At 46.1% G+C, this 14212-nt stretch carries 20 protein-coding genes; 5 read left to right on the top strand and 15 right to left on the bottom strand.

From position 1 onward, the window contains the following. Window positions 1–3: 3 nt before the first annotated feature. The 15 genes from rplE to rpmE all read right to left on the bottom strand — a co-directional run bounded on the left by rplE (window position 4) and on the right by rpmE (window position 7051). Entirely contained in the window at window positions 4–543 is a 540-nt protein-coding gene (gene rplE, locus KI742_RS02515) for a 50S ribosomal protein L5 (protein WP_005379573.1), read from the bottom strand. Window positions 544–566: 23 nt separating this feature from the next. Beyond that, window positions 567–884 (bottom strand): 50S ribosomal protein L24, encoded by a 318-nt coding sequence (gene rplX, locus KI742_RS02510; RefSeq protein WP_005379574.1) that lies wholly within the window; start codon window positions 882–884, stop codon window positions 567–569. Between the two features lie 13 nt (window positions 885–897). Then, window positions 898–1269 (bottom strand): 50S ribosomal protein L14, encoded by a 372-nt coding sequence (gene rplN / locus KI742_RS02505; RefSeq protein WP_004410450.1) that lies wholly within the window; start codon window positions 1267–1269, stop codon window positions 898–900. A 162-nt stretch (window positions 1270–1431) separates the two neighbouring features. Continuing rightward, entirely contained in the window at window positions 1432–1686 is a 255-nt protein-coding gene (gene rpsQ, locus KI742_RS02500) for a 30S ribosomal protein S17 (RefSeq protein ID WP_005379575.1), read from the bottom strand. Next, window positions 1686–1877, bottom strand: a complete 192-nt coding sequence (gene rpmC / locus KI742_RS02495) for a 50S ribosomal protein L29 (protein ID WP_005379576.1) — start codon at window positions 1875–1877, stop codon at window positions 1686–1688. Before rpmC ends, rpsQ begins: the two co-directional genes overlap by 1 nt. Next, window positions 1877–2287, bottom strand: a complete 411-nt coding sequence (gene rplP / locus KI742_RS02490; protein WP_005379577.1) for a 50S ribosomal protein L16 — start codon at window positions 2285–2287, stop codon at window positions 1877–1879. The genes rpmC and rplP overlap by 1 nt, the downstream gene beginning before the upstream one ends. An 11-nt stretch (window positions 2288–2298) precedes the next feature. Next, window positions 2299–2997, bottom strand: coding sequence for a 30S ribosomal protein S3 (gene rpsC / locus KI742_RS02485; RefSeq protein WP_005383161.1), 699 nt, complete (start codon window positions 2995–2997; stop codon window positions 2299–2301). Window positions 2998–3015: 18 nt separating this feature from the next. Continuing rightward, window positions 3016–3348: a 50S ribosomal protein L22 gene (gene rplV, locus KI742_RS02480; protein WP_005383164.1), complete on the bottom strand. Its 333-nt coding sequence runs from the start codon at window positions 3346–3348 to the stop codon at window positions 3016–3018. Between the two features lie 10 nt (window positions 3349–3358). Continuing rightward, a complete protein-coding gene (rpsS, locus tag KI742_RS02475; protein WP_004394525.1) occupies window positions 3359–3637 on the bottom strand; it encodes a 30S ribosomal protein S19 in 279 nt (92 codons plus the stop codon). A 21-nt stretch (window positions 3638–3658) separates the two neighbouring features. Then, window positions 3659–4483, bottom strand: a complete 825-nt coding sequence (rplB, locus tag KI742_RS02470) for a 50S ribosomal protein L2 (protein ID WP_005383168.1) — start codon at window positions 4481–4483, stop codon at window positions 3659–3661. A gap of 15 nt (window positions 4484–4498) precedes the next feature. Further along, on the bottom strand, window positions 4499–4801 hold the full coding sequence (rplW, locus tag KI742_RS02465; RefSeq protein ID WP_004398471.1) for a 50S ribosomal protein L23: 303 nt from the start codon (window positions 4799–4801) through the stop codon (window positions 4499–4501). Then, window positions 4798–5400 carry a 50S ribosomal protein L4 gene (rplD, locus tag KI742_RS02460; protein WP_005379556.1) on the bottom strand — a complete coding sequence of 201 codons (603 nt, stop codon included), beginning with the start codon at window positions 5398–5400 and terminating at the stop codon, window positions 4798–4800. The genes rplW and rplD overlap by 4 nt, the downstream gene beginning before the upstream one ends. Window positions 5401–5417: 17 nt before the next feature. Beyond that, window positions 5418–6047, bottom strand: coding sequence for a 50S ribosomal protein L3 (gene rplC / locus KI742_RS02455; RefSeq protein WP_005379555.1), 630 nt, complete (start codon window positions 6045–6047; stop codon window positions 5418–5420). 14 nt (window positions 6048–6061) lie between these two features. After that, the gene (gene rpsJ / locus KI742_RS02450; RefSeq protein WP_004410492.1) at window positions 6062–6373 is read right to left on the bottom strand and encodes a 30S ribosomal protein S10; all 312 of its coding nucleotides are present in this window, start codon (window positions 6371–6373) and stop codon (window positions 6062–6064) included. A 456-nt stretch (window positions 6374–6829) separates the two neighbouring features. After that, complete coding sequence (gene rpmE, locus KI742_RS02445) at window positions 6830–7051, bottom strand: 50S ribosomal protein L31 (protein WP_005379546.1); 222 nt, start codon at window positions 7049–7051, stop codon at window positions 6830–6832. A 296-nt stretch (window positions 7052–7347) separates the two neighbouring features. Here rpmE and priA point away from each other — a divergent pair, with 296 nt between their 5' ends. The 5 genes from priA to hslU all read left to right on the top strand — a co-directional run bounded on the left by priA (window position 7348) and on the right by hslU (window position 13680). After that, window positions 7348–9552, top strand: coding sequence for a primosomal protein N' (gene priA, locus KI742_RS02440; RefSeq protein WP_167415648.1), 2205 nt, complete (start codon window positions 7348–7350; stop codon window positions 9550–9552). A gap of 303 nt (window positions 9553–9855) precedes the next feature. After that, a complete protein-coding gene (cytR, locus tag KI742_RS02435; RefSeq protein ID WP_254901949.1) occupies window positions 9856–10884 on the top strand; it encodes a DNA-binding transcriptional regulator CytR in 1029 nt (342 codons plus the stop codon). 225 nt (window positions 10885–11109) lie between these two features. Further along, complete coding sequence (gene ftsN / locus KI742_RS02430) at window positions 11110–11658, top strand: cell division protein FtsN (RefSeq protein WP_017820300.1); 549 nt, start codon at window positions 11110–11112, stop codon at window positions 11656–11658. 115 nt (window positions 11659–11773) lie between these two features. Continuing rightward, window positions 11774–12325 (top strand): ATP-dependent protease subunit HslV, encoded by a 552-nt coding sequence (hslV, locus tag KI742_RS02425; RefSeq protein ID WP_005383176.1) that lies wholly within the window; start codon window positions 11774–11776, stop codon window positions 12323–12325. 23 nt (window positions 12326–12348) lie between these two features. After that, window positions 12349–13680, top strand: coding sequence for an HslU--HslV peptidase ATPase subunit (hslU, locus tag KI742_RS02420; RefSeq protein WP_047101881.1), 1332 nt, complete (start codon window positions 12349–12351; stop codon window positions 13678–13680). Window positions 13681–14212: the final 532 nt, after the last annotated feature.

Raw genomic sequence — 14212 nt, 5'->3', positions numbered from 1 at the left:
ACCTTACTTACGGAATGGGAAGTTAAAGGCAGCCAGCAGAGCACGGCCTTCCTCATCAGTACCAGCAGACGTCGTAATAGTGATGTCTAGACCGCGTACTCGATCAACTTTATCAAAGTCGATTTCCGGGAAGATGATTTGCTCGCGAACGCCCATGCTGTAGTTACCGCGACCGTCAAAAGACTTAGCGCTAACACCACGGAAGTCACGTACACGTGGAAGAGCGATGTTAATTAAACGCTCAAGAAAATCCCACATACGTTCGCCACGCAAGGTTACTTTACAACCGATAGGGTAGCCTTCACGGATTTTGAAACCTGCAACAGATTTGCGCGCTTTTGTGATAAGTGGCTTTTGACCAGAGATCGTTGCCATATCAGACGCTGCATTTTCTAGCAGTTTCTTATCGTTGATTGCTTCACCAACACCCATGTTTAGGGTGATTTTCTCGATTCTAGGGACTTGCATGACGCTTGTGTAACCGAACTGTTTGGTCAGTTCAGCGACTACAGACGACTTGTAGTAATCATGCAGTTTCGCCATAGTAGAACTCCAAATTACTTCTATTAGTTAGAAACGGTTTCGCCGTTAGACTTGAAGAAACGAACTTTTTTGCCGTCTTCAAAACGGAAACCGATACGGTCAGCTTTACCAGTAGCTGCGTTAAAGATAGCCACGTTAGAAACGTCGATAGCTGCTTCTTGCTCTACGATACCGCCTTGGATACCCATAGCTGGAACAGGTTTCTGATGTTTCTTAACTAGGTTGATACCTTCAACGATAACTTTACCAGTTGCTAGAACCTTAGTTACTTTACCTTTCTTGCCTTTGTCTTTACCAGCAAGAACGATTACTTCGTCATTACGACGGATTTTAGCTGCCATTTCTACGTGCTCCTTACAGAACTTCTGGAGCCAGTGAAACGATCTTCATGAACTTATCGCCACGAAGTTCGCGTGTCACAGGACCAAAGATACGTGTACCGATTGGTTGCTCAGTATTGTCGTTTAGCAATACGCAAGCATTTCGGTCGAAGCGAATGACAGAACCGTCAGGACGACGTACGCCTTTACGGGTGCGCACTACCACCGCCTTCAGAACATCACCTTTTTTAACTTTACCGCGAGGGATTGCTTCCTTCACAGTAACTTTGATGACGTCACCGATATGTGCATAACGGCGGTGAGAGCCACCCAGAACCTTAATACACATTACGCTGCGTGCGCCTGAGTTATCAGCTGCGTCCAGCATACTTTGCATTTGGATCATGTTAGTGCTCCGCTAAATATTAATAACTAGACCCATCACGGGTCGGGCTGCCTCTTTAAAAGGGACGCGAATTGTACCACCCTTTTTTGTGATTGGGTAGTCAAAAAATAAACGGCTCCAAAAATATTTTGGAGCCGCTTTAGTTTCATAGAATTAACGAGATTAAATCTTCGCCTTTTCTAGAACTTTTACCAAAGTCCAAGACTTAGTCTTAGACAGTGGACGACACTCTGCGATTTCAACTGTGTCGCCTAGGCCACACTCGTTGTTCTCGTCATGTGCGTGTACTTTAGTCGTACGTTTTACGTATTTACCGTAGATTGGGTGTTTTACGAAACGTTCGATAGCAACAGTGATAGACTTGTCCATCTTGTCGCTAACAACACGACCTTGTTGAGTACGTTTTACTTCGCTCATTATGCGCCTGCCTTCTCAGTCAAAACAGTTTTCACACGTGCGATATCACGGCGTACAGCTTTCAGAGTATGAGTTTGCTGTAGTTGACCAGTCGCAGCTTGCATGCGCAAGTTGAACTGTTCGCGTAGCAAATTCATTAGCTCAGCGTTAAGCTCTTCAACGCTTTTCTCGCGTAGATCTTGTGCTTTCATCACATCACCTGCTTAGTTACAAATGTAGTTTTGAAAGGCAGTTTACGTGCCGCAAGACGGAACGCTTCACGTGCCAATTCTTCAGGTACACCACCCATTTCGTACATAACCTTACCAGGTTGGATTTGGGCTACCCAGTACTCAACGTTACCTTTACCCTTACCTTGACGAACTTCAAGTGGTTTTTCTGTGATTGGTTTGTCTGGGAACACACGGATCCAGATTTTACCTTGACGCTTAACGTGACGTGTCATTGCACGACGTGCCGCTTCGATTTGACGAGCAGTTAGACGACCACGGCCAACAGCTTTAAGACCGAATTCGCCGAAGCTTACATCAGTACCTTTAGCTAGACCACGGTTACGACCAGTCTGAACCTTACGGAACTTAGTACGTTTAGGTTGTAGCATCTGTCGACTCCTTACTTACGGCCTTTACGCTGCTTCTTAGGCTTGTCGCCTTTAGGCTCTACAGCGTTAGCTGCTGGCATACCACCTAGGATTTCACCTTTGAAGATCCAAGTTTTAATGCCGATCACACCGTATTGAGTGTGAGCCGAAGAAGTTGCGTAATCAATGTCAGCACGTAGAGTGTGTAGAGGCACACGGCCTTCACGGTACCACTCTGAACGTGCGATTTCAGCGCCGCCTAGACGACCGCTTACTTCCACTTTGATACCTTTAGCGCCTAGGCGCATTGCGTTTTGTACTGCGCGCTTCATAGCACGACGGAACATAACACGACGCTCTAGCTGAGACGCGATGCTGTCACCAACAAGTTGCGCATCTAGTTCAGGCTTACGTACTTCAGCGATGTTAATTTGCGCTGGTACACCTGCAATTTTAGCTACAGCTGCGCGTAGCTTCTCAACGTCTTCACCTTTCTTACCGATAACAACGCCTGGACGAGCAGTGTGAATAGTCACACGGATGCTCTTAGCAGGACGCTCGATAACGATACGTGATAGAGACGCTTTTTTCAGTTCACTTGTAAGGAACTGACGTACCTTGAAGTCGCCGTCTAGGTTGTCAGCGAAATCTTTGGTGTTAGCAAACCATGTAGCATTCCAAGGCTTAACGATGCCTAGACGAATACCATTTGGATGTACTTTTTGACCCATTGCTTACTCTCCTAGTCTCTAGCGATCTGCTACAACAACAGTGATGTGGCTTGAACGCTTCAAGATACGATCCGCACGACCTTTAGCACGAGGCATAATACGCTTCATGGTTGGGCCTTCATCTACAAAGATTTTTGCGACATTCAGATCGTCAATATCTGCACCTTCGTTGTGCTCCGCGTTAGCGATAGCAGACTCTAGAACTTTCTTAACTAGTGCAGCAGCTTTTTTGTTGCTGAACGTTAGGATTTCTAGAGCTTGGTCAACAGATTTACCACGGATTAGATCCGCAACTAAGCGAGCTTTCTGAGGCGAAATGCGAGCAAAGTTATGTTTAGCAATTGCTTCCATTATCTACTCCTTAGCGCTTCTTAGCTTTCTTATCCGCAGCGTGACCGCGGTAAGTGCGTGTTGGTGCGAATTCACCCAGTTTGTGACCGATCATTTCATCAGTTACAAATACTGGTACGTGCTGACGACCATTATGGACAGCGATGGTCAAACCGATCATCGTAGGGATGATCATTGAACGACGGGACCAAGTCTTAATAGGCTTTTTGTCTCCGCTTTCCACCGCTTTCTCTACCTTCTTCAGCAAGTGTAGGTCAATAAAAGGACCTTTCTTGAGAGAACGTGGCATGGCGATTCCTCTTTATATAGATTACTTGTTACGACGACGTACGATGTACTTGTCAGTGCGTTTGTTCTTACGAGTCTTGAAGCCTTTAGTAGGCATACCCCAAGGAGATACTGGGTGACGACCACCAGAAGTACGGCCTTCACCACCACCATGTGGGTGGTCAATCGGGTTCATTACAACACCACGAACCGTTGGACGGATACCGCGATGACGTGATGCACCTGCTTTACCAAGTTCACGTAGCATGTGCTCAGAGTTACCAACTTCACCGATTGTTGCACGGCCTTCAGAAAGAACTTTGCGCATCTCGCCAGAACGTAGACGGATAGTTACGTACGCACCGTCGCGAGCAACGATTTGAGCGTAAGCACCAGCCGAACGAGCTAGCTGACCACCTTTACCAGGCTTAAGTTCAACGTTATGTACTGTTGAACCTACTGGGATATTACGCATTGGTAGAGTGTTACCAGCTTTGATTGGTGCATCAACACCAGACTGAATAACATCACCAGCTACAACACCTTTAGGTGCTAGGATGTAGCGACGCTCACCGTCTTTGTAAAGAACTAGAGCAATGTTTGCGCTACGGTTTGGATCGTATTCAAGACGCTCAACTGTCGCTGGAATACCATCTTTAGTACGTTTGAAGTCAACTACACGGTAGTGGTGCTTGTGACCACCGCCGATGTGACGTACTGTGATACGACCCTTGTTGTTACGACCACCGTTCTTAGAGTTTTTCTCTAGAAGAGGTGCGTATGGCTTGCCCTTGTGTAGGTCAGCGTTAACAACTTTAACAACGTGACGACGACCAGGGGAAGTCGGCTTACATTTAACAATAGCCATTTTTAACTACTCCTGTTATTCCGCGCCGCCAACGAAGTCAAGATCTTGACCTTCTTTCAAAGTAACGTACGCTTTCTTAACGTCGCTGCGGCGACCTTGGCGTAGACCTTGACGTTTGGTTTTACCCTTAGTGATAAGAGTATTTACAGACTTAACTTCAACTTCAAATAGCTTTTCTACAGCTGCTTTGATCTCTTTTTTAGTCGCATCTTTAGCTACTTTGAAAACGATAGTGTTCGCTTTCTCAGCTGCCATAGTTGCTTTTTCAGAGATGTGCGGTGCACGTAGAACTTTTAGGATACGCTCTTCAGTGATCATGCTAGCATTTCCTCTACTTGCTTAACTGCTTCTGCAGTCATTACAACTTTGTCAAACGCGATTAGAGATACTGGATCGATACCAGCAACATCACGTGCGTCAACTTTGTATAGGTTACGAGCAGCTAGGAATAGATTCTCATCTACTTCGCTAGTCACGATTAGAGCGTCAGTTAGCTCAAGCTCTTTAAGCTTAGCAACTAGCTCTTTAGTCTTTGGTGCTTCAACTGAGAAGTTATCAACAACGATTAGACGCTCTTGACGAACAAGCTCAGAAAGAATGCTCTTCATAGCACCACGGTACATTTTTTTGTTTACTTTTTGGCTGTGATCTTGTGGTTTCGCAGCAAAAGTAACACCACCTGTACGCCAGATTGGGCTACGGATTGTACCAGCACGCGCACGGCCAGTACCTTTTTGACGCCATGGCTTAGCGCCACCGCCAGAAACTTCTGAACGTGTTTTTTGAGCACGAGTACCTTGACGAGCACCTGCTGCGTACGCAACAACTACTTGGTGTACAAGAGCTTCGTTAAACTCACGTCCGAAAGTAGTTTCGGAAACAGTTAGTGCATCGGCACCTTTAACCATTAGTTCCATTACTTACTCCTGAGACGTTATGCTTTAACAGCTGGTTTAACGATCACGTTGCCGCCAGTTGCGCCTGGGACTGCACCTTTAATAAGAAGCAGGTTGCGCTCAGCGTCAACACGTACGATCTCTAGGTTTTGAGTCGTTACACGCTCAGCACCCATGTGACCTGCCATTTTCTTGCCTTTAAATACGCGACCTGGAGTCTGACATTGACCGATAGAACCAGGAGCACGGTGAGACAATGAGTTACCGTGAGTCATATCTTGAGTACGGAAGTTCCAACGCTTAACAGCGCCTTGGAAACCTTTACCCTTAGATGTACCAGTAACGTCTACTTTCTTAGTTTCGTTGAATAGTTCAACAGTTAGTTCTGAACCAACTTCGAACTCTTCGCCGTTTTCTAAACGGAATTCCCAAAGACCGCGACCAGCTTCAACGCCAGCTTTAGCAAAGTGACCTGCTTCAGCTTTGTTTACACGGTTAGCTTTCTTAGAACCAGCTGTAACCTGGATTGCTGCGTAGCCGTCAGTTTCAAGAGTTTTCACTTGAGAAACACGGTTAGCTTCAACCTCAACAACTGTTACTGGGATAGAAACGCCTTCTTCAGTAAATACGCGGGTCATGCCCACTTTACGACCGATTAGACCAATCATACTTCTAATCTCCCTTAACCTAGGCTAATTTGAACGTCAACGCCCGCAGCAAGGTCTAGACGCATTAGAGCATCAACAGTCTTGTCTGTTGGCTCAACGATGTCGATTAGACGCTTGTGAGTACGGATTTCGTACTGGTCACGTGCTTTCTTGTTAACGTGTGGAGAGATAAGAACTGTGAAACGCTCTTTACGAGTTGGCAGTGGGATTGGACCACGAACCTGTGCGCCAGTGCGCTTAGCTGTTTCAACGATTTCCGCTGTAGAAGCATCGATTAGTTTGTAATCGAAAGCTTTTAGGCGGATACGGATACGTTGGTTCTGCATGAGACAGAGCTCCAAATTTAATAAATTACACAAACAATATCGCCACTCAAACTCGTCAAGACGAGAGAATGCCGATTGATTTATGTGAAACCGTAGCATCCAAGATTAGGACGCATTGTCAGTTAATTTTCGATTAACTATCCCTATATGCCAAAGTCACCTTTGAGGATAGTTTTTCCGAAGAAAAGATAGCTAATTGTATTAACCGCGAACATAAGCTGAGTATACATTACCTCGCAAATCCTTAGATTTGCTCGCTCCTCACTGCTCATTGGTTCACAACTGGCTTAACCAGTGCGCTGCATTATACAGATCACACTTTAGGTTGCAAGCGCTGAGTGAAAAATAATCGGGAATATTCCAAACCCCATACGTTCCTCTTCGCTTGGTAGCCATTAAAACAAAAAGGACGCCGAAGCGTCCTTTTCTAAACTGTAATCGTAATAGCGGCTGCTATTATTTCTTACCGCTTGATAGTGCACCGAAACGCTTGTTGAAGCGATCAACACGGCCGCCTGTATCAACGATACGTTGCTTACCAGTGTAGAATGGGTGACACTTGTCACATACGTCTAGGTGGATAGACTCTTTACCTAGAGTAGAGTTGAACTCAAAAGAGTTGCCGCAAGAACAAGTCGCTTTTACTGCTTTGTATTCTGGGTGGATACCAGCTTTCATGGGATAACCTCAATAGTAGGCCGTGTCGCTATACGAATCTAAGCCGCACACCACACGCAATTAATAATAAAATGGGATACCGCATCAACTAATTGCCGAAGCCATATCTCAAGGCGCGATATAGTAAAGAATCACATTGCTCGGATCAACACATTTGGCAACTTTTTCGCCACTTTTTTAGCCAGACTAATCATAGAGGCACGATTCACGCTGAATAGCATTGCTTTACTCGAATTTCCATACCGATTTTAATAGACTCTCATTTCCTTTCCCTCTTTTTTAATAGCTAAAAATTTATGCGTCCAACCATTGCTAGAGTGGCATTACCCGTTCCGCTCGACAAACAATTTGATTACGCTATTCCGGGGCACCTGTTTCCGATCATTGGTGGACGCGTTTCCGTACCTTTTGGACGCCAAACGTTAGTTGGCATCGTCACCGCGATGGTTAATCACTCGGACTTTCCCAAAGATCAACTCAAGCCAATCAAAGCAGTTCTTGATTCTCAGCCGATATGGTCTGAAAAGCTTTATTCGTTGCTGACTTGGTGCAGCAAGTTCTACCAATACCCACTTGGAGATACGCTACACAATGCGATGCCAGCAGCTCTACGTAAAGGAAAGCCTGCAGATTTTGCGACGCTACAAGAGTGGCAAATTACCGAATCCGGTAAAGACAAGCTGATGCAAGGGCTTGATCGTCGAGCGGTCAAACAACAGAAGGTCTTGCAAATGTTGGTTAACGGCGCTTTGCCTCACCAGGAATTTGTCGACCAAGAGATAGCCTCAACAGTACTAAAGTCTTTAGAAGAGAAAGGCTGGATTGAACGTATCGAGAAGAAGCCTGTAACCACCCAGTGGGGACAGCACGTTGAATGCGACGTCGAGAAGCCAAAACTCAACCACGAACAAGCGCTGGCTATTGCGAGTGTAAATAGCCAAACAGGTTTTGCCTCCTATTTATTAGAAGGCGTCACGGGCTCAGGTAAGACAGAAGTGTACCTCAACCTTATCAAGCCAGTTTTAGAGCAAGGGAAACAAGCCTTGGTTTTAGTACCAGAGATTGGCTTAACGCCCCAAACCATCAACCGCTTTAAACGCCGTTTTAATGTGCCAGTTGACGTCATCCACTCCGGGTTAAACGAGACGGAGCGTCTGAATGCGTGGCTTTCTGCACGCGACAAAGCGGCCGGAATCATTATCGGCACACGCTCTGCCCTACTCGCGCCTTTTGCTGATCTCGGGATTATCATTGTGGACGAGGAACATGACACCTCTTACAAACAGCAAGATAGCTTGCGTTATCATGCACGCGATGTTGCTGTAATGCGCGCTCATAAAGAACAAGTTCCGATTGTTCTGGGCTCAGCCACACCTGCACTGGAGACATTGCACAATGCTTTGTCAGGCAAGTATCACCATTTAACACTAACCCAACGAGCTGGCTCTGCCGTACCAACCACCAATAAAGTGTTAGATGTAAAAGGTCAGTATTTAGAAAGTGGCTTATCTGCCCAACTGATTGCCGAGATGCGCAAGCATTTAAAAGCTGGCAATCAAGTAATGTTGTTTCTTAACCGTCGAGGCTTTTCGCCCGCTTTGATGTGCCATGAATGCGGTTGGATTGCAGAATGTAAACGCTGTGATGCGTACTATACGTTCCACCATTACAGCAACGAAATACGCTGCCATCACTGCGGCTCACAACAACCGGTAATTCATCAGTGTCAGGGGTGTGGTTCAACTCAACTGGTTACCGTCGGCGTAGGAACGGAACAACTCGAACAACAATTGACTCAGTTATTTCCAGAATACAACGCCATTCGCATCGACAGAGACAGCACACGCCGCAAAGGCAGTTTGGAAGATGCCCTTGAATCGATTCGTAAAGGTGAACATCAAATTCTGATTGGCACCCAAATGCTGGCTAAGGGGCACCATTTTCCAAATGTAACACTCGTTGCTCTTTTGGATGTTGATGGCTCTCTCTATAGTAGTGACTTCCGCGCTTCCGAACGACTAGCGCAGTTGTTTATTCAAGTCGCAGGTCGTGCCGGCCGCGCAAGTAAACCTGGCGAGGTTATTCTACAAACCCACCATCCTGAGCACAGCTTGCTGCAGGCCCTGCTTCAAAAAGACTATCGCCACTTTGCTATGACTGCTCTGGAAGAACGCAAACTGGCTCAGCTTCCGCCTTATAGTTTCTTGACTCTGTTTAAAGCAGAGGCGAACCAAAGTGAGGTAGTTGAAGACTTCCTGCGTCAGGTTCGCTTTACGTTAGAGTCACACCCTCTGTTCGATGATTCCTGCATGGTGTTAGGCCCTACTCCTTCACCTTTGGCCAAGCGGGCTGGTAAATACCGTTGGCAACTATTACTGCAAACTCAGCATCGTTCATTGATGCAAAAGTTATTAACCAGTGCCAAACCTGCTATTGAGTTGTTGCCAAATGCTAAGAAAGTACGCTGGAATTTAGACATAGAACCACAAGATCTCAGCTAGCAAACGTTTAACTATGTAATGAATTACCATTTAATGTGACCAGAATCACACCAAGATTACAATTTTTGTTAAACAGACCGTAACTTTCACTTTAGAAATGAATAGACTATCCAAATTAGAAAAGTCTAAAGTGACTTGTTTGCACAGGCTTAGATTAAAACAATGACTATTCCCACAAATTGATATCGCGGTGAAGAATCCATTTTCCCACTCGTTAACACGAACTGAGCGAAGAGCAAATACAGCTCTAACTCGGTTTGATTACTCTGATTTCAAACCGGAATAACGTCATCTTGGCAAAAAATAAATGAGAGGTTAAAAACTATGGCGACAATGAAGGATGTTGCCCAGCTTGCGGGAGTGTCTACGGCTACGGTATCTCGAGCCTTAATGAATCCAGAGAAAGTCTCTTCTTCTACAAGAAAGAGAGTAGAAGATGCCGTACTTGAAGCGGGTTATTCTCCAAACTCATTAGCGCGTAACTTACGTAGAAACGAATCAAAAACCATTGTTACTATCGTTCCCGACATCTGTGATCCTTATTTTTCTGAAATTATTCGCGGTATTGAAGATGCAGCCATGGAACATGGCTATCTAGTCCTGCTGGGCGATAGCGGACAACAGAAGAAACGCGAAAGCTCTTTCGTTAACCTCGTATTTACTAAGCAGGCAGATGGAATGCTACTGCTTGGTACAGATCTACCATTCGATGTCAGTAAGCCAGAGCAAAAGAACTTACCTCCGATGGTAATGGCGTGTGAATTTGCGCCTGAACTCGAGCTTCCGACAGTACATATTGATAACCTGACCTCTGCATTTGAAGCGGTGAATTACCTGACCCAATTAGGTCATAAACGCATTGCTCAAATCTCTGGACCAGATACAGCAATATTGTGTCAGTTCCGCCAGCAAGGCTACCAACAAGCCCTGCGCCGTGCCGGCATCAATAAAGATCCACAATATAGTGTCATTACTGAGTTCTCTTTTGATGGCGGAGCAAAAGCCGTTCGTAAACTGCTCGAATTGCCAGAACCACCAACGGCTATTTTCTGTCACTGTGACACAATGGCCATCGGCGCAATTCAAGAAGCGAAAAAGCTTGGCTTACGAGTACCGCAAGATCTCTCTGTTGTGGGCTTTGATGACATTAACTTCGCTCAGTACTGCGATCCCCCGTTGACCACCATCTCTCAACCTCGCTATGAGATTGGTCGACAAGCGATGCTAATGATGCTCGAGATGTTAAAAGGCCACGACGTGCATTCAGGCTCGCGTCTGCTTGAAACTAATCTCGTCATTCGTGGAAGTGCAGCGCCACCACAGCGCCCTTAACCTAAAGATTAGGTATTCATCCCCAAAGCGGTGCTAAGGCGCCGCTTTTTTATTTACCCCTCCTGCTTTTTGTATATCCCCGAATAAATATAAGCGAGAACAGAAACACACTCCTACACTCGGGCGTTGTCGCGCTTTAGCTATCAAGATTCTATCAATAGGGTGTTTTCTCAACTCGTTCTGGATTAACATATTTGCAAGAATCCTTGGTGACCAGAAATAACCGTGGCAAATAGAGATTATGTAAGACGGGGGCGAGGCGCCCCAAAAAAGTCGACAAAAAAACAGCCGCCGAGAAGAAAAAAACCTTGGCGCAGTGGCCTGCTCGCTATCTTGCTCGTGGGCGGTTTTGGCTATGGTCTTTACCTTTTGAGTAGCGACCCAGAACCTAAACAACCCGTCGTGAAGCAGCCAACAACCACTGTAAGCAAACCAAAGCCGAAAAAAGACTTGCCGCCACCACCAGAAGAAAAATGGGAATATGTTGAGTCACTACCGAAACGTGAAGTTGAAGTTGTGGCCAAAGAAATTGAAGTTTCTAAAATTCCTTACATCATGCAGTGTGGCGCGTACAAAACTCAGGCACAAGCCGAAGAGCGCAAGCTTGCAATCGCGTTCCAAGGGATGTCGAGCAAGATTCGTAAGAAAGAAGGCAGTTCATGGTATCGCGTGGTGCTAGGTCCGTATAAGTTCAAACGTGATGCAGAACGTGACCGTCATAAACTGCAACGCGCGAAAATCGAGCCGTGTGCGATTTGGAAAGAAAATCTTTAAACTCAGGCCCTAGGAGCTAAGATCCTAGGGCCTTTCTTTTTGCCCCCTTGAATCCCCATTTCTCCTCCCCCATATACTGAATTAAATCCAAAGAGAAATAATCAAGAGGTCGACTGTGACTACCATTGTATCTGTACGTCGAAATAATAAAGTCGTCATCGCGGGTGATGGCCAAGTATCTCTAGGCAATACCGTAATGAAAGGTAATGCGCGCAAAGTTCGCCGCCTATACAACAACCAAGTACTAGCGGGCTTTGCCGGCGGTACTGCGGATGCCTTCACCCTTTTTGAGCGCTTCGAAAGCAAACTGCAAATGCACCAAGGTCACCTAACCAAAGCGGCAGTTGAGCTAGCCAAAGACTGGCGTAGCGATCGTGCTCTGCGCAAGCTCGAAGCCTTACTTGCCGTTGCCGACGAAACCGCATCGTTAATCATTACCGGTAATGGTGATGTCGTACAGCCAGAACACGACCTGATTGCGATTGGCTCTGGTGGTGCTTACGCACAAGCTGCCGCAACCGCCCTACTAGAAAACACAGATCTAGATGCTCGTGAGATCGCGGAAAAAGCTCTCAATATCGCGGGTGATATTTGTGTCTTCACTAACCATCACCACACGGTAGAAGAGCTAGACTCAACAGTAGAGCCTGAAAAACCAACCGCGTAATCGTAACGAAGTAAGGAAAGAATATGTCTGAAATGACGCCTCGCGAAATCGTTCATGAATTGAACCGCCACATTATCGGTCAAGAAAAAGCCAAACGTTCGGTTGCGATTGCACTTCGTAACCGCTGGCGCCGCATGCAGCTTGAAGAAAGCTTGCGTGCCGAAGTGACGCCAAAAAACATCTTGATGATTGGCCCTACTGGTGTTGGTAAGACTGAAATCGCACGACGCCTCGCAAAACTGGCAAATGCCCCTTTCATCAAAGTTGAAGCGACAAAATTCACCGAAGTGGGTTACGTTGGTAAAGAAGTTGAAACCATCATCCGTGACCTAACCGATGTCGCTGTGAAAATGACGCATCAACAAGCAATGGAGAAAGTGAAATTCCGCGCAGAAGAGCAAGCGGAAGAACGCATTCTTGATGCGCTACTGCCACCAGCACGTGATAGTTGGGGTCAAGCAGAGCAAACGGAAGAGTCTTCTCACACTCGCCAGATCTTCCGTAAGAAACTGCGTGAAGGCCAACTAGACGATAAAGAAATTGAAATCGACGTAGCCGCACCGCAGATGGGCGTAGAGATCATGGCGCCTCCTGGTATGGAAGAGATGACTAACCAGCTGCAAGGCATGTTCCAAAACCTGGCAGGCGACACTAAGAAAAAACGTAAGCTGAAAATCAAAGACGCAATGAAAGCGTTAGCGGAAGAAGAAGCGGCGAAACTGGTAAACCAAGAAGAGCTAAAAGAAGCAGCGATTTTCAACGTTGAAAACAACGGCATCGTATTTATCGATGAGATCGACAAGATCTGTAAACGCGGCGAGAGCTCAGGCCCAGACGTTTCACGCGAAGGTGTTCAGCGCGACCTACTTCCATTGATTGAAGGCAGCACGGTATCAACCAAGCACGGCATGGTAAAAACAGACCACATTCTGTTTGTTGCATCTGGTGCATTCCAAGTGGCAAAACCATCTGACTTGATCCCAGAATTGCAAGGCCGTCTACCAATTCGTGTTGAGCTAGAAGCACTAAGCAGCAACGACTTCAAACGCATTCTGACAGAACCAAAAGCCTCTCTAACAGAGCAGTACGTTGCGTTGATGAAAACGGAAGATGTGGACATCGAATTCACAGAAGACGGCATCACGCAAATCGCGGAAGCGGCATGGACGGTCAACGAAAGCACAGAAAACATCGGTGCTCGTCGCTTACACACCGTAATGGAACGCTTGATGGATGAAATCTCTTACGACGCAGCGGAGCAATCTGGCGCTAAATTCGTTATTAATTCCGCTTATGTGAAAGAGCGCCTAGGCGACACGATTGAAGATGAAGATCTAAGCCGCTTTATTCTTTAACCGCAATCTATCCCACCAAAGCCCAGAACCTTGTTTCTGGGCTTTTTGTTTAGAATGGCGGTGACTTTGACAACATCTAAATCAAAAGCTCTCGTCATTCTAGCGAGCTCAAGCGAGACTAAGAATCTGCTAACAACAGACGCCTACTCTTCCTCGCTCACCTTAATCACCGCACAATCGGACGATAGATTCTGAATCACACTCGTTCCTCGCTGTTCAGAATGACGGTTACTGTGACAACACCTAAATCAAAAAGATCTCGTCATTCTAGCGAGCTTAAGCGAGACTAAGAATCTGCTAACAGCAAACGCCTATTCTTTCTCTCTCACCGTAACACTTCACAATCGGATGATAGATTCTGAATCACACTCGTTCCTCGCTGTTCAGAATGACGGTGACTTAGACAACATCTAAATCAAAAAGATCTCGTCATTCTAGCGAGCTTAAGCGAGACTAAGAATCTGCTAACAGCAAACGCCTTTCTTTCCAACTCACCTTCACCACTTCACAATCGGATGATAGATTCTGAATC

Origin of the sequence: Vibrio sp. D417a (assembly GCF_030248595.1) — a bacterium.
Lineage (GTDB): Bacteria > Pseudomonadota > Gammaproteobacteria > Enterobacterales > Vibrionaceae > Vibrio > Vibrio alginolyticus.
The sequence above is the reverse complement of the archived record's forward strand: the minus strand, read 5'-3'. Positions and strand labels throughout refer to the sequence as shown.

Bases quoted from the DNA above. Each gene is read 5' to 3' on its own strand.
- rplP (WP_005379577.1), bottom strand. From the start codon at position 2,287: ATGCTACAACCTAAACGTACTAAGTTCCGTAAGGTTCAGACTGGTCGT.
- rplD (WP_005379556.1), bottom strand. From the start codon at position 5,400: ATGGAACTAATGGTTAAAGGTGCCGATGCACTAACTGTTTCCGAAACT.
- rplB (WP_005383168.1), bottom strand. From the start codon at position 4,483: ATGGCTATTGTTAAATGTAAGCCGACTTCCCCTGGTCGTCGTCACGTT.
- hslU (WP_047101881.1), top strand. From the start codon at position 12,349: ATGTCTGAAATGACGCCTCGCGAAATCGTTCATGAATTGAACCGCCAC.
- rplN (WP_004410450.1), bottom strand. From the start codon at position 1,269: ATGATCCAAATGCAAAGTATGCTGGACGCAGCTGATAACTCAGGCGCA.
- rpsJ (WP_004410492.1), bottom strand. From the start codon at position 6,373: ATGCAGAACCAACGTATCCGTATCCGCCTAAAAGCTTTCGATTACAAA.
- rplC (WP_005379555.1), bottom strand. From the start codon at position 6,047: ATGATTGGTCTAATCGGTCGTAAAGTGGGCATGACCCGCGTATTTACT.
- rplE (WP_005379573.1), bottom strand. From the start codon at position 543: ATGGCGAAACTGCATGATTACTACAAGTCGTCTGTAGTCGCTGAACTG.
- rpmC (WP_005379576.1), bottom strand. From the start codon at position 1,877: ATGAAAGCACAAGATCTACGCGAGAAAAGCGTTGAAGAGCTTAACGCT.
- rpsS (WP_004394525.1), bottom strand. From the start codon at position 3,637: ATGCCACGTTCTCTCAAGAAAGGTCCTTTTATTGACCTACACTTGCTG.
- rplX (WP_005379574.1), bottom strand. From the start codon at position 884: ATGGCAGCTAAAATCCGTCGTAATGACGAAGTAATCGTTCTTGCTGGT.
- priA (WP_167415648.1), top strand. From the start codon at position 7,348: ATGCGTCCAACCATTGCTAGAGTGGCATTACCCGTTCCGCTCGACAAA.
- rplW (WP_004398471.1), bottom strand. From the start codon at position 4,801: ATGATCACTGAAGAGCGTATCCTAAAAGTTCTACGTGCACCGCACATC.
- rpmE (WP_005379546.1), bottom strand. From the start codon at position 7,051: ATGAAAGCTGGTATCCACCCAGAATACAAAGCAGTAAAAGCGACTTGT.
- rpsC (WP_005383161.1), bottom strand. From the start codon at position 2,997: ATGGGTCAAAAAGTACATCCAAATGGTATTCGTCTAGGCATCGTTAAG.
- rpsQ (WP_005379575.1), bottom strand. From the start codon at position 1,686: ATGAGCGAAGTAAAACGTACTCAACAAGGTCGTGTTGTTAGCGACAAG.
- rplV (WP_005383164.1), bottom strand. From the start codon at position 3,348: ATGGAAGCAATTGCTAAACATAACTTTGCTCGCATTTCGCCTCAGAAA.